Origin of the sequence: Microvirga roseola (genome assembly GCF_020866965.1) — a bacterium.
GTDB lineage: Bacteria > Pseudomonadota > Alphaproteobacteria > Rhizobiales > Beijerinckiaceae > Microvirga > Microvirga roseola.
Genome location: NZ_JAJATX010000018.1, coordinates 42,778 through 56,232, shown reverse-complemented (window position 1 = coordinate 56,232; position 13,455 = coordinate 42,778). Strand labels below are relative to the sequence as shown.

Annotated in this window: 15 protein-coding genes; 7 read left to right on the top strand and 8 right to left on the bottom strand. The window is 63.7% G+C overall.

The window, feature by feature from the left end:
* Positions 1-249, top strand: coding sequence for a hypothetical protein (locus LG661_RS12815; protein WP_230532291.1), 249 nt, complete (start codon positions 1-3; stop codon positions 247-249).
* 31 nt (positions 250-280) lie between these two features.
* Here LG661_RS12815 and LG661_RS12810 read toward each other — a convergent pair whose 3' ends face one another.
* The 6 genes from LG661_RS12810 to LG661_RS12785 all read right to left on the bottom strand — a co-directional run bounded on the left by LG661_RS12810 (position 281) and on the right by LG661_RS12785 (position 5,284).
* Positions 281-3,721, bottom strand: coding sequence for a non-ribosomal peptide synthetase (locus tag LG661_RS12810; protein WP_230532290.1), 3,441 nt, complete (start codon positions 3,719-3,721; stop codon positions 281-283).
* Between the two features lie 396 nt (positions 3,722-4,117).
* The gene (locus tag LG661_RS12805) at positions 4,118-4,279 is read right to left on the bottom strand and encodes a hypothetical protein (protein WP_230532289.1); all 162 of its coding nucleotides are present in this window, start codon (positions 4,277-4,279) and stop codon (positions 4,118-4,120) included.
* 56 nt (positions 4,280-4,335) lie between these two features.
* Positions 4,336-4,503 carry a hypothetical protein gene (locus LG661_RS12800; RefSeq protein ID WP_230532288.1) on the bottom strand — a complete coding sequence of 56 codons (168 nt, stop codon included), beginning with the start codon at positions 4,501-4,503 and terminating at the stop codon, positions 4,336-4,338.
* A gap of 12 nt (positions 4,504-4,515) precedes the next feature.
* Positions 4,516-4,692 carry a hypothetical protein gene (locus LG661_RS12795; RefSeq protein WP_230532287.1) on the bottom strand — a complete coding sequence of 59 codons (177 nt, stop codon included), beginning with the start codon at positions 4,690-4,692 and terminating at the stop codon, positions 4,516-4,518.
* Between the two features lie 229 nt (positions 4,693-4,921).
* Positions 4,922-5,116 carry a hypothetical protein gene (locus tag LG661_RS12790; protein ID WP_230532286.1) on the bottom strand — a complete coding sequence of 65 codons (195 nt, stop codon included), beginning with the start codon at positions 5,114-5,116 and terminating at the stop codon, positions 4,922-4,924.
* Between the two features lie 3 nt (positions 5,117-5,119).
* Positions 5,120-5,284 (bottom strand): hypothetical protein, encoded by a 165-nt coding sequence (locus LG661_RS12785; RefSeq protein ID WP_230532285.1) that lies wholly within the window; start codon positions 5,282-5,284, stop codon positions 5,120-5,122.
* Positions 5,285-5,878: 594 nt separating this feature from the next.
* On the opposite strand from LG661_RS12785, the gene LG661_RS12780 reads away from it, so the two are divergent.
* From LG661_RS12780 to LG661_RS12755, 6 genes are all read left to right on the top strand, one after another.
* Positions 5,879-7,009, top strand: a complete 1,131-nt coding sequence (locus LG661_RS12780) for a TRAP transporter substrate-binding protein (RefSeq protein WP_230532284.1) — start codon at positions 5,879-5,881, stop codon at positions 7,007-7,009.
* A gap of 86 nt (positions 7,010-7,095) precedes the next feature.
* Entirely contained in the window at positions 7,096-7,725 is a 630-nt protein-coding gene (locus LG661_RS12775) for a TRAP transporter small permease subunit (RefSeq protein ID WP_230532283.1), read from the top strand.
* A gap of 6 nt (positions 7,726-7,731) precedes the next feature.
* On the top strand, positions 7,732-9,153 hold the full coding sequence (locus tag LG661_RS12770) for a TRAP transporter large permease (protein ID WP_230532282.1): 1,422 nt from the start codon (positions 7,732-7,734) through the stop codon (positions 9,151-9,153).
* A gap of 28 nt (positions 9,154-9,181) precedes the next feature.
* The gene (locus LG661_RS12765; RefSeq protein WP_230532309.1) at positions 9,182-10,513 is read left to right on the top strand and encodes an amidase; all 1,332 of its coding nucleotides are present in this window, start codon (positions 9,182-9,184) and stop codon (positions 10,511-10,513) included.
* Positions 10,514-10,530: 17 nt separating this feature from the next.
* On the top strand, positions 10,531-10,692 hold the full coding sequence (locus LG661_RS12760; RefSeq protein WP_230532281.1) for a hypothetical protein: 162 nt from the start codon (positions 10,531-10,533) through the stop codon (positions 10,690-10,692).
* Positions 10,693-10,854: 162 nt separating this feature from the next.
* On the top strand, positions 10,855-11,265 hold the full coding sequence (locus LG661_RS12755) for a hypothetical protein (protein ID WP_230532280.1): 411 nt from the start codon (positions 10,855-10,857) through the stop codon (positions 11,263-11,265).
* Between the two features lie 4 nt (positions 11,266-11,269).
* On the opposite strand, the gene metZ is transcribed toward LG661_RS12755, so the two are convergent.
* Both metZ and rfbD read right to left on the bottom strand, forming a co-directional pair.
* Positions 11,270-12,457 carry an O-succinylhomoserine sulfhydrylase gene (metZ, locus tag LG661_RS12750; RefSeq protein WP_230532279.1) on the bottom strand — a complete coding sequence of 396 codons (1,188 nt, stop codon included), beginning with the start codon at positions 12,455-12,457 and terminating at the stop codon, positions 11,270-11,272.
* Between the two features lie 59 nt (positions 12,458-12,516).
* Positions 12,517-13,422 carry a dTDP-4-dehydrorhamnose reductase gene (gene rfbD, locus LG661_RS12745; RefSeq protein ID WP_230532278.1) on the bottom strand — a complete coding sequence of 302 codons (906 nt, stop codon included), beginning with the start codon at positions 13,420-13,422 and terminating at the stop codon, positions 12,517-12,519.
* Between the last annotated feature and the right edge of the window lie 33 nt (positions 13,423-13,455).

Below are 13,455 nucleotides of genomic sequence, written 5' to 3'. Positions count from 1 at the left end.
TTGACCGGTGACGATACTCCTGCGCTGATGTGGAATCTGGCGGTTCTCTCCGGCTGGCTCGCCATTGGCGCGCTCGTTCTCGCCTGGTACGCGCGCCGACGGTTCCATGCCCTTCTGAAGGCGCCGCTGACGGAGGAGGTGGAGCACCAGACGCACATCTGGGAGCACCACATTCCACGCTGGACCAGTATCGGCCTGTGGCTGGCGGGATTGTCGCTCCTGTCTTGCGCCGCATGGCTCGTCTTCTAAGCCGCTGGAGGAATAGCCCCGACGAGATAGGCTACATGGCCTGCGCCAGCGGCTCGTTCAGAATGGCCGATGCGTCATCCTCGTCCGCAGGGCGCTGGCCGGATCGCGACCGGTGGATCTGCTCCAGCTCTTCTGCAAGGAGCGCAAGGGCCGCCGGGGCGAAGGGGATGTCGTTGTGCTCGGCATCCACCTTGTGCACCTCGAAATCCTTTGATACGTGGCCCGACCATCCCTTCATGCCGTCGCGCCAGCGGCCGGCGAGCGCCATGGGGCGGCCGTTTTCGCTGCCATTATGGAAGTAAAGCGTGCGCACCGGCAGGAGCCTGATCGTGTACTTCCACATCGCCCGCACCATCACGAGGCTGCCATGAAGGTTACGGTCCTCCTGGGCGACCTGTCGTCCGCTGAGGTCTCGCGACCTGATCCTGAGAATCTGCTCCCGCTTGTATTTTCCCAGCAGCACCTTAAGGCCCATGATCGTCGCTCCCGCCGAACGCAGCAGCAGGGGAGAGAGAAGCGACGGAAAGGCGGGCAGGGGCTCCAGCAGCCGGAACTCGCGAGAGCACATGTTCGGCGACTCATACATTACCAGCAGCGCGACTTCCTCGCCCGCATCCACAAGCTTGTGCGCGATCTCGCGGGCCACGATGCCGCCGATGCACTGGCCCGCCAGCAGATAGGGTCCGTGCGGCTGCACGGTGCGGATGTCCTGCAGGTAGCGCTTTGCCATCGCTTCGATGGTGCGGGCTCCGCCGCGGCCTTCAAGGCCGTCCCACTGCAGGCCGTAGACCGGCTGATCGGGCGGCATGGCGCGTGCGAGCTTCGGGAAGCTCGCGATGTTGCCGGAGCCGCCATGGACGCAGAACAGGGGCGTCCTCTCGCCGCCTGTTTTCAGCGGCACCAGAACCTGCCAGTTGTTCTCTTGCATGTGGTTTTCCAGCAGGCCTGCCAATCCTGCGATGGTTGGAAACTGCGCCAGCGCTCCAAGGGGCAGTTCCTGCCCGAACTGCTCGGCGATCAACAGGAACATCTCCACCGCCATCATGGAGTCGCCGCCGAGGTCGAAGAAATCGTCGTGACGCCCGATCTCCGAGATGCCGAGAAGTTCCTGCCAGATGGAAGCAAGCCGCCGTTCAGCCTCGCCGGCAGGCTCTTCATAGGCCGTGGAGAGAATACCGCGGTCGAAGGCGGGAGCGGGAAGACGCGCGGTGTCGATCTTGCCGCTGGGCGTGAGCGGCAGGGAGTCGAGCACGAGGTAATGCGAGGGGACCATGTAGTCCGGCAGGCTGCTCCTGGCGAAGCGGTGCAGATCCTGCAGCGAGAGGATTGCGCCGTCGCGGGGAACGGCATAGGCGGCAAGCCGCGGGCCGACCCCGTCGAGACGCACGATCGACGCCACGCATTGCTTGACGCCCGGAAAGCCCGAGAGCACCGAGGAGACTTCGCCGAGTTCGATGCGGTAGCCGCGAAACTTGACCTGATGGTCGATGCGGCCGAGGAATTCGAGCGTGCCGTCCTCAAGCCAGCGCGCCAGATCGCCCGTCTTGTAGAGCCGCTCGCCCGGCGCTGCATGGGGCCGCTCGACGAAACGCTCGGCGGTCAGATCCAGCCGCCCCAGATACTCGCGGGCAAGGCAGGTTCCGCCGAGATAGAGCTCTCCCGGCACGCCGATGGGGCGCGGATATCCTTTGGCATCCAGCACGTGGACCGTGGAATTCGCAATTGGCGCGCCGACGGGCGGCAGCGTCGGCCAGGTCTGCGGCGCACCGGTCAGGCGATAGGCGGTGACCACGTGGCTCTCCGATGGACCGTACTGGTTCTCGAGCAGGCAGTCGGACAGGCTTGAGAAAAAGCTGCGGATCGTATCGTCGACCACGAGCTGCTCGCCCGCCGTATAGACCTCGCGTAAGGTCTCGGGAGACTGCCCCGTGGCCACGGCCGCATCGGCAAGACCGCGCAGCGCCACGAAGGGCAGGAAGATGCGATTGACCGCATGGGTGCGGATGTAGTCGAGCAGGCCGCGCGGATCGCGCCTCACCGTATCCGGGATCAGCACGAGCGAGCTGCCGGAGCACCAGGTGGAAAAGATCTCCTGGAAGGATACGTCGAAGCTGAGCGAGGCGAATTGCAGGGTGCGGGCGCCGGGCGTGAAATCGGGGCGTGCGAGCTGCCACTCGATCAGGTTTGTGAGCGCCCGCTGCGGCAGCGCGACAGCTTTCGGCTGGCCGGTCGAGCCGGAAGTGAAGATCACGTAACCGAGATTGTCCCCCGTCGCCGCGCTGTCGGGAGCCGCCAGCGGAGCATCGGTTGCACCAGCAAGCGCTTCGTCGATCATCAAGCGTTCGATGGTGCCGTCCTCGGAGCCTTCTCTGTCGGTCAGCAAAAGGCGCGCGCCTGATTGCGCGACCATATAGTCGCGCCGCGCCGCCGGATAGGCCGGATCGATCGCCACATAGGCGCCGCCGGCCTTGAGAACGGCGAGAACCGCCACGACCATGCCGATGGAGCGCTCGATGCTGACGCCGACCGTTACATCAGATCCGATACCGCGGCGGACCAGTTCCTGCGCGAGCCGGTTCGCTTTCGCGTCAAGCTCGCGATAAGTGAGCGTCTCTTTCTGAAACTCGACGGCGACCGCCTCCGGGGTACGGGCGACTTGTTCGGCAAACATCTCTGCGATAGTGCGCCGGTCTTCTCTCGGCCTCGCGGTGGCATTCCAGTTGCGAAGGCTGTCCTGCTCGTCCTCCGTGAGCAGAGTGAGCTCATCGACAGGCGCATCCGGGTCAGCAAGGGCTCCGCTGAGCAACACTTCGAAGCGGGCAAGGAGGCGCTCCACCCGCCGGGGTTCGAAGAGCTGGGGCGCATAGTCCAGGCGCAGGGCAATGCCGGCCTCGGATTCGTGCCAGAGAAGCGTGAGGTCGCAGGGAGCGAAACGGCCGTCCGTGAGTGGCGCAACCTCGTTCAGGGGCTGACGGCACTCTGCGAGCGCGACCTGGAAGACAGGATGCTTGCTGTTGCCGGGCTCGATCCCGAGGGCCGCAACGAGATCAGGCATCATGATCCGGGCAAGCTCTCCCTCAACTAGTTCTCGCGAAGCATTCGCCACCATCTGACGCAATGATCTGCTGCTGTCGGCGGGAGAGCGAAGAATGGCCCAACCGGGACTGTCGTTCCCAGCCGGGTCGAGAACGGCGCAGCCCATGACCAGATCGCGTTGATCCGTATGCCGGCAGAGGAGTGCCTGCCACAGCGCCAGCAGCACGGCATTCAGCGCGATTCCGCATGATCTCGCGAAGGCCTGCGCATCGTCGGTTTGCTGCTTGTTCAAGATACGTGAGACCGACAGCACTTCCCCCGTCAGCTTTGTCGGACGGGATCGGTCGGTGGGCAGTTCGAGGATGGAAGGGGCGCCATCAAGCTTGGTAGCCCAGTCAACGGGCGGGCGATCTGACGTCACGTCCGTTTCGAACAATGTCGAACTCCCTTTCCAAAGACCGTGCCGCCGACAGGAGGGCCCAGTGGGCCGCAAAACCATCTCCACTTCGCAATGAATCGGGCCTGTCAGGTTCCTTCCCATGCGGTAACCCGCGGGGCGTTGACAGGACCGTCAGTACGGCAGGTACGGCAATATGCTCGGATGCTAATGTCGTGCCGGAGGTGCCGGTGGGCAACGTACTATCACGGGGAGAGGCTGCCCCCCGAATGGTTACCTACGATGTTCCAAGTGCAGCATTGGGCTATTCGGCTCTGATGCGTTCTCCTGAACAGGAGAGAGTGGACCAGCGAGCAGCCATGGAGAAAGCGGGCTGTACAGCCCGCTTTCTTGAGAGTCACCGGACAGGAGCCTTAGCCTCAACGGGGCGCTGCTCTAGCTCTTGTTGCTCTGCTTGTCGGTCTTGCGGTCGGCGCCGGTGTTCATGTTGCCGATGCCGCCGGTCTTCTGGTTGCCGACACCTCCGCCCTCGCTCGGGTTGCCGACGCCCGGAGCGTTCTTGTTGCTCGCAGGGCCTTTCTTGATCTCGTTGGCCATGAGGCCATGTCTCCCTGTCGGGCCGGCTTTCGCCGGAGTTGTTGAGCCAAACGCCGTCAGCGCTGACGGGGCGGTCCGTCGCCATCCGTGCGCGTGCCGGGATCGATCGGCTTCACCACGGTCTGGTTCTGGCCGGTGCGTTCATCGCTCTTGCGATGGCTATCGGCGCTCTTGTCGCGGGCTTTGTTGACGCCGCCCTTATTGGCGCCTGCGTTCTGAGCCATGTCTTGTCTCCTTTAAGCCTTGCCGCCGCTCTGAATGTCGGTCGAGGGCGCACGCTGAGGATGGTTGCCGCCGCCTTGTCTCTCGAAGGCGCGCTCGCAGCGATCGATATGGTGCTCGGCGCGCTGCTGCATTTCCTGGATGTTATGGCAGGGATCGTTCACGTCCTGCTGGCAGAATGCGCAGATCATATTAGCCTCCTTTGGGTTCGGGCTTGAAGGCCAACGTGGAGGCGGAGTCGCGGTTCCTCAGAACAATTCAAAACGGCCCGCGGAAGCGGGCCGCTTATGATTGGAATTGCAGCAGCTTAGCTGCGCTGCGTCACGCGCGCCTTGCGCGATCCGGAGGGCCTGCCCTCGTTGCGCTTGTGCTTCTTCCAAGACGGTCTCATGCGGGCTTTCTTGGCCATCGATTCACCTCCTATGGCTTGTAGCGGTCTTCCTGCGACGGGCTGTCGGCATCCTTTTTGTCCGCTGGCTCGTCATTTCCGGTCAGGCTCCGGTTGCTCTGCGTCAGGTCGCCCTGTTCCTGGTGGTCGGGGCTGCTCTGGTTGGGATGCCTGATGCTGGCCTTCACGCTTTGCGCGGCCAAACCCTTGGCGCGGTCCTCGGCCATGGCTCACCTGCGACTGAGCATGTCGGCGTCGCCGGAGCCCGTTCCGGTCTCGTACTGCCTCATGAGGGCAGTCTCGCAACGGGAGACGTGGCTTGCAGCCCGCTGCTGCATCTCCTGCACGTTACTGCAGGGATTCTCCACGTCCTGCTGGCAGAATCGGCACCTCATGGTGGTCTCCTTTCTGATACGTGTGAGGCAACGTGAGGGATAAGATGGGGTTCCGGGGAGCATGATCCGCCAGTTTTGACTTTCCCAAGCACGAACTGAAACAGTGGAAGGTTGTCGCATTGTATTGCGGTGCAACAAAGCGGTGCCGCAATCGTGAATTCTTCCGCTTTATTCGCTGGCCGATAATAGCGTCTTGAAACCAAGCTGGTGCGGCCTATCATAACTTGACTGTACGTTGTGTCCGACGGCGAACTTTCACGGGCCGCGGATATCAGGGTGATTGCGCCTTCGGCGTTGAGGCTGAGCGGCGGAACACCACAGGTTTGGGAGGACGCGCATTGGCCTGCAGTCCGGTAGCTCCATCTCGCTGCTGCGAAGATGAGCCCCTCCTTTTGCTTCGCCGCAAGAGTAACTTCGCGTCCGATGCGGACCTCGCGATGATCTCGCGCGGCAGCTTTCCTGAACATCTTCGGCATAACGCCATCCAGGGCTGGCCTCGTCTCACGGCATCTTGGCCTCCGCTAGGGCCGCCCTGGCCGAAGAAGACCGTAGGCGGAGGCGGCTGAACTCAGAAAACCAGACAGGGAGGAAACGATGTCAGCCACTGAGAGCATTGCCGATACCCGCCGCGGGTTCCTGAAACGCGGCGCCCTCGTCGCCGGCGCGGCAGCCGGCACCGTGGCGGCTCCAGCCGTAAAGGCGCAGAGTCCCGTCGTCATCAAGATGCAGACCTCGTGGCCGTCCTCGGACATCTGGATGGATTTCGCCCGGCAATATGTCGAGCGAGTCGAGAAGATGTCCGGCGGGCGGCTCAAGATAGACCTCCTGCCGGCGGGCGCGGTGGTCGGCGCCTTCCAGGTGCTCGATGCCGTGCATGACGGCGTCATCGACGCCGCCCACACCGTGCCGGTCTATTGGTACGGTAAGCACAAGGCGGCTTCCCTCTTCGGGACGGGGCCGGTCTGGGGCGGCAGCGCCGCGACCATGCTGGCCTGGTTCTATGCCGGCGGTGGGCAGGATTTCTACAAGGAGCTGACCCAGGACATCCTCGGCCTCAACGTCTACGGGTTCTATGGCTTCCCCATGCCGGCCCAGCCCTTCGGGTGGTTCAAGAACCCGGTGACCTCGGTCAACGATGTACGGGGCCTGAAGTACCGTACCGTCGGATTGGCTGCGGACCTCATGCAGCAGATGGGCATGAGCGTGGCCCAGCTGCCGGGCGGCGAAATCGTGCCGGCCATGGAACGCGGCGTGATCGACGCCTTCGAGTTCAACAATCCGTCATCCGACATGCGTTTCGGCGCACAGGACGTGGCCAAGAACTACATGCTGTCCTCCTACCATCAGGCGAGCGAGTCGTTCGAGTTCCTCTTCAACAAGGACTTCTTCGACGATCTTGACGAGGATCTGCAGGCAATCCTGCAGCATGGCGTCGAAGCGGTGAGCACCTCCAACCATGCGCTGGCTCTCGACCAGTACTCGCAGGATCTGCGCAAGCTGCAGGAAGGCGGCGTCAACGTGATCCGCACGCCGCAGGATGTTCTCGACGCCCAGCTCCAGGCCTGGGATAAACTCATCCCGACGCTGGAGCAGGACGAGTTCATGAAACGCGTCATGGACAGTCAGCGCCAGTTCGTGGAGCGGGTGGTGTTCTACGAGATCATGAATGCCCCGGATTATGCTCTCGCCTATGAGCATTACTTCCCGGGCAAGCTGAAGATCTGAGAACGATCCATACGTCCATCCATACGGCCCGGCGGCGGATAACGAACCGCCGGGTCGCCCTGTGACCAGAGCAGCGCGGGATCTCCATGGTTCGCTATATCATGTTTGCCGATCGCGTTTCGGCATGGTTCGGCAAGGCCTTCGCCTGGGCGATCATGATTATGACGCTCGGCACCGGTTACGAAGTTTTCGTCCGCTATGTCATGAACAGGCCGACGAGCTGGGCCTTCGACATTTCGTACATCATGTACGGAACGCTGTTTATGATGGCGGGCGCCTATACGCTCTCACGAAACGGGCATGTCCGAGGTGACTTCCTGTACCGGCTCTGGAGGCCGCAGACGCAGGCCAAAGTCGAGCTGGTCCTCTACTTCCTTTTCTTCTTCCCAGGCGTGCTGGCCTTGGTGCTGGCCGGCTGGAAATACGCAGCACGCTCCTGGCGCTTCCAGGAGGTGAGCGTCAATTCGCCCGCCGGTATTCCGATCTACCAGTTCAAGTCCATCATTGTCGCCGCCGGGCTGCTGCTTCTCATCCAGGGAATCGCACAGGTCTGCCGCTGCATCGTCTGTATCAGGACGGGCGAGTGGATTCGCGCTGCCGATGATGTCGAAGAAACCGAGAAGAAGCTGATGGAAGAGCGCGAGGCCGAAATCATCCGGCACGGGCCGGAGGCGGTCGACGTGCCTTCCAATCTCGATCCTTCCAGAAAAGGGTGACGGCCCATGACCGATCCGCAAGTCGCCCTGCTGATGCTCGGGACATTCATCTTCATCATTCTGCTCGGTTTCCCCATCGCCTTCACGCTCATGGCGATGGGCGTCGGGTTCGGATACTATGCCTACTTCGACGCGGGTCGGATGTGGCGGGCCTATGACAGGGCCGTCCGAAACGATGCCGATACATGGACGCAAATGCAGGAATGGGTCGGCGGTTTCTTCAACAACCGGATCTTCGATCTCTTGGTCAACCAGACCTACTCGGTCATGGCCAATGACGTGCTGACCGCAGTGCCGCTCTTCCTGTTCATGGGCTACATCGTCGAGCGCGCCAACATCGTCGATCGCCTGTTCCACACGCTCTATATCGCCGCACGCCGTGTGCCGGGAGCGATGGCGGTTGCAGCTCTCGTCACCTGCGCTTTGTTCGCCACGGCGACAGGCATCGTCGGCGCCGTCGTCACACTCATGGGACTTCTGGCCTTCCCCGCAATGCTCAAGGCCCGCTACGACACGAGCTTCGCCTCCGGTGTCATCTGCGCCGGTGGCACGCTCGGCATCCTGATCCCGCCGTCGATCATGCTGATCGTCTATGCCGCGGCCTCGGGCGTCTCCATCGTCCAGCTCTACGCCGGGGCATTATTCCCGGGCATGCTGCTGGCGGGCCTCTATCTGGTCTATGTGATCGTCCGTTCCTGGCTCCAGCCGAAGATCGCTCCTAAGCCGAAGGAAGAGGATATCGGCGACATCTCGACGGGACGTCTGATCGTGATGCTGCTCACGTCGTTCCTGCCGCTCGCTCTGCTTATCCTGTCGGTCCTCGGCGCCATCCTGCTGGGGCTTGCGACGCCGTCGGAAGCCGCTGCGGTGGGCGCTCTCGGCGGTCTGCTGCTTGCGGCGATCTACCGGGCGCTCACATGGCAACGCCTGCGGGAATCGGTCTATCTTACCGTGCGCACCGCAGCTATGGTGTGCTGGCTCTTCGTCGGATCCTGGACCTTCTCCTCCGTCTTCTCCTATTTGGGCGGCGAGCAGATCATCAAGGAGTTCGTCACCGGCCTCGACCTGTCGCCGCTGGCCTTCCTGATCCTCGCGCAGCTGATCATCTTCCTGCTCGGCTGGCCGCTGGAATGGTCGGAAATCATCATCATCTTCGTGCCGATCTTCCTGCCGCTGCTGCCGCATTTCGGCATCGATCCGCTGTTCTTCGGAATCCTGGTGGCCCTGAACCTGCAGACCTCGTTCCTGACTCCACCCATGGCGATGTCCGCCTACTACCTGAAAGGCATCGCGCCGCCGCATGTTCAGCTCGTCCAGATCTTCCGCGGATGCATGCCGTTCCTGGCCTTGGTGTTCGTGGCGATGGCGATGCTGTACATCTTCCCGGAGATAGCCTTCTGGCTGCCGAACCAGGTTTATGGCCGCTGATGGCGCATACGGGAGTGAACGCGTGAAGATGTCATCCATCAATCTTTTCGCCACGGACCTGCGCGACAGGATCGCTCGCGGCGAGCTGAGCGCGGAGAATGTTGTTCGGTCCTGCCTCGAGCGGATCGACGCGACCGAGAGTGAGCTCCGCGCATGGGCTCATCTCGACCGGGATGCTGCGCTCAACCATGCGAAGCGGCTCGATGGCTACCGCGCCAGCGGGCATCCGCTCGGCCCGCTGCATGGCGTGCCCGTCGGCATCAAGGACAGCATCGACACCGCCGACATGCCAACAGAGCGCGGAACCGTGATCGATGCGGGACGGCGGCCGTCGCAGGACGCCGTCGTCGTGTCCCGGCTTCGGGCGGCTGGCGCGGTGATCCTCGGCAAGACAGCCTGCACCGAGCTTTCCTATTTCACGCCCGTAGAAACCCGGAACCCGCACGATCCGCGCCGGACGCCGGGCGGATCCTCGTCCGGCTCGGCCGCCGCCGTGGCTGCGGGCCATGTGCCGCTGGCGGTGGGCACGCAAACGGCGGACTCTGTGATCCGCCCAGCCTCCTTCTGCGGCATCGTCGGCTTCAAGCCGAGCCACGGTCTCGTGCCGCGCACGGGCATCCTGATGCAGGCGCCACCCCTCGATACGGTCGGCGCTTTCGGCAGGACCGTAGAGGATGCGGCGCTGCTCGCGGACGTTCTGGCTGGCTACGATCCCGGCGATCCGGACACCCGTCCCATTGCGCCACCCCGGCTTCTGGAGCTTGCCTCGGGCCGGCCTCCGGTGCGACCCGACCTCGCCTTCGTCAAGGGACCCGTCTGGGACCGGGCGGCTCCGGAAACGCAGCAGGGGTTTGCCGAACTGGTGGAGGCTCTTAGCGAAGCCTGCGACACGGTCGATCTGCCCGATGCCTTCGGTCAGGCGGAGGCCGCTCATCGCCAGCTGATGACCACAGGCTTCGCCCGCAATCTCAGGCCCTACTACGAGCGCCACCACGATGCGGTGAGCGAGGTCGTGCGCCGGACCATCGAGGAGGGGCGGGACGTCAAGGCGGTGGACTACCTGACAGCGCTCGACTGGCGCGAGGTCCTGAACGATGGGCTGGAACGCATCTTTGAGCGCTACGATGCCCTCATCACGCCGGCCGCTATCGGCGAGGCGCCTCTCGGCCTGGAGACGACCGGCAACCCGGCTTTCTGCGTGCTCTGGACGTTCTGCGGCGTGCCGACGGTGTCGCTGCCCCTGCTTCAGGGGCCGAACGGGCTTCCCGTGGGCGTGCAGCTCGTCGGCCGACGGGGCCATGACGGACGGCTCCTGCGAACCGCCCGCTGGCTCACGGATTATCTGTCGAAGGCGGACTGACGGGGAGGTTTGTGAACATGGACACGATCATCGGCATCCTGGCCATTGCCTGCTTCGTTGCCTTCGTTGCCGTTCTCGCAGTCTTCGTGCCCGAATGGGACCTGATGATCGTCCTTGCCGCGGCCGTGCTGATGGCCGTTTGGGATTTCTGGCGTGCGCTGCGTTCCGGGCGGGGGTGACCGCTCCGGCTCCTTGCGCTGAACAATCTCCCGCAATGGGAATGGGCGACGGAACCACCTGTCTCCCGGCCGGTTCAAAGGGGAGGACCCACTCGCGAACCGGTGCTGCTGCGGAGGAGACGACTGGTCTGCCTTTCAGCATGCGCCTCACGGAGACTGGACATGCGCAAGACATTCGTCATGGCAGCGGGATTTGCATTGCTTGCGACCTCGGCATGGAGTCAGGGCTCGCCCTATTATGGTGGCGGCGGCGGTTACGACCGTTGGGACCGGCGCGAGAGCGGCAGAGGCTGGGATCGCGGTGCTGACGAGAGACGTGGTCATCACATGCGGCATGGCATGAGACACGGCATGCGGGGTGATCACGATGGCAAGGAGACCGGGGCCCGCTTCTTCCTGCGCAACGGCGACAGGCGGCTCGGCGTCGTCTGCAGCACGCAGGAATCGACCGAAGCTTGCGTGAATGCCGCGCTGCGCCTGCTCAACAGCGTGGAGCAGCAGGGACCGCAGCAGGGGCAGGGGACCACTCAGCCCTTCTCGCCATCACCGGGCCAGTCGCAATCCTTCCAGTAATTCTTCAGACGCGCTCGAGCGCCTGTCCCAGATCGGCCAGAAGATCCTCGCGATGTTCGAGGCCGACGGACAGGCGCACGAGGCCGTCCGGGATGCCCATCTCGGCGCGCAGCTCCGGCGCGAAGCGCTGGTGGGTTGTCGTCGCCGGATGCGTGACGAGGCTCTTGGCGTCGCCCAGATTGTTGGAGATGCAGATGAGCCTCAACGCATTCATGAAGCGGAACGCGCCTTCCTTGCCGCCCTCGACATCGAGCGCGATCATCGTGGAGCCGCCGTTCATCTGACGGCATATCAACTCGGCCTGGGGATGGTCCGGGCGGCCCGGATAGGTGAGGCGTCGAAGCTTCGGGTGGTCGTGCAGGGCGTTGGCGAGAAAGCCCGCGCTCGCGGTCTGCCGTTCGACGCGAAGGGTGAGGGTTTCAAGCCCCTTCAGCAGGACCCATGCGTTGAACGGCGAGATCGTCGGGCCGGTCATCCGCAGGAACTGCTGCACCTTCGTCTCGATGAATTCGGTCGAGGCGAGGATCACGCCGCCCAGACATCGGCCCTGCCCGTCGATGTGTTTGGTCGCGGAATAGACAACGCAATCGGCGCCGAGCCCGAGCGGCCTCTGGAAGAGGGGGGTGGCGAAGACATTGTCTACGGTGAGCGTCGCGCCGGCTTCGCGCGCAATCGCCGCGACGCCCGCAACATCGATGATCTCGAGGCTCGGATTGGCCGGCGTCTCGAGCAGGAAGGCCTTGGTTTCGGGGCGCACCGCCTTCCGCCACTCGTCAAGATTGGGACCGTTCACCAGCGTGCAGGCGACGCCGAAACGGGGCAGGAGGTCCTCGACCACCCAGCGACAGGAACCGAAGAGGGCGCGGGCCGCCACCACATGATCCCCGGCCTGGACTTGCCCCATCATCGCGGCGGTTACGGCTGCCATCCCCGTCGCGGTGGCACGGGCGGCCTCCGCCCCTTCGAGCGAGGCCATCCGCTCCTCGAAGGCGGTAACGGTGGGATTGGAGAAGCGGGTATAGCTGGAGCCCGGCTCCTCGTTCAGGAAGCGCCTCTCCGCGCTCTCTGCGCTCTCGTAGACGAAACCCTGCGTGAGGAAGAGAGCCTCGGAGGTCTCGCCGAAGGGCGTGCGCTCATGGCCCTCGTGAACGAGGCGGGTTTCCAGGTGGTAGTCGGGGTTCGATGTCGTCATGCAACGAGCTTACGAATGTTCTGTAAAAAGAACAACCGGCTCTTTCTGTAGAATTTCCCCTACCGTGCGACCTCGGCCCGCGCCTCCTCGATCAGGCGCTTGATGCAGGCTTCCAGGGAAGTTCTCCAGTGCGGAAGCACGACGCCGTGCGCCTCCGCCAGCTTGGTGCAGTCGAGCCGCGAATTGGCGGGCCGCTTGGCGGGGGTGGGATAATCCGCTGTCGTGATGGCCTTCACCCGTGCGCTCGGGCCGCCGAACCGGGCGGACTGCTCGAAGATTTCGGAAGCGAATTCCGCCCAACTGGCAGAGCCGGTGGAGGTCATGTGGAAGAGGCCGCGCAGGGATTTATCCTGAGGCTTCTCCAAAAGATTGCGGCACACGGTGAAAATGCCGTCAGCGATCGCGAAGGCGCAGGTCGGCGAGCCGACCTGGTCTCCCACTACGCCGATCTCGTCCCGCGAGGCCGCAAGGCGCAGCATGGTCTTCACGAAGTTCTTGCCGAAGGGGCTGTAGATCCAGGCCGTCCTGAGGATCACATGGTTCTCCGCCACCTCCGCCACCGCCTGCTCGCCCAGGAGCTTCGAGGCTCCATAGACGCCGATGGGACGAACCTTGTCCTCTTCCCTGTAAGGCCGGTCGAGAGTTCCGTCGAAGACATAGTCGGTGGACAGATGAACGATGGGCACCTTCATCGCCACCGCGGCGCCTGCGACGACGCCCGCGCCGATGCCGTTGATGGCCTCGGCCAGTTCGGGCTCGGACTCCGCCTGGTCGACGGCGGTATAGGCCGCCGTATTCACGATCACGTCGCCGCGGGTCTCGAAGAGGATGTCCTCGATGCCGGAGGGATCGGCGAGATCGAGCTTGGGACGGCCAAGGAGAACCGCCTTCGCACCATGGGCCGAAGCGCGCTCGTGAAGGGCGCGGGCGACCTGTCCTTCCTTGCCGATGACGATGATGCGCACGGGACCCGAACCCTCCTCAGTTCAGAACAAACG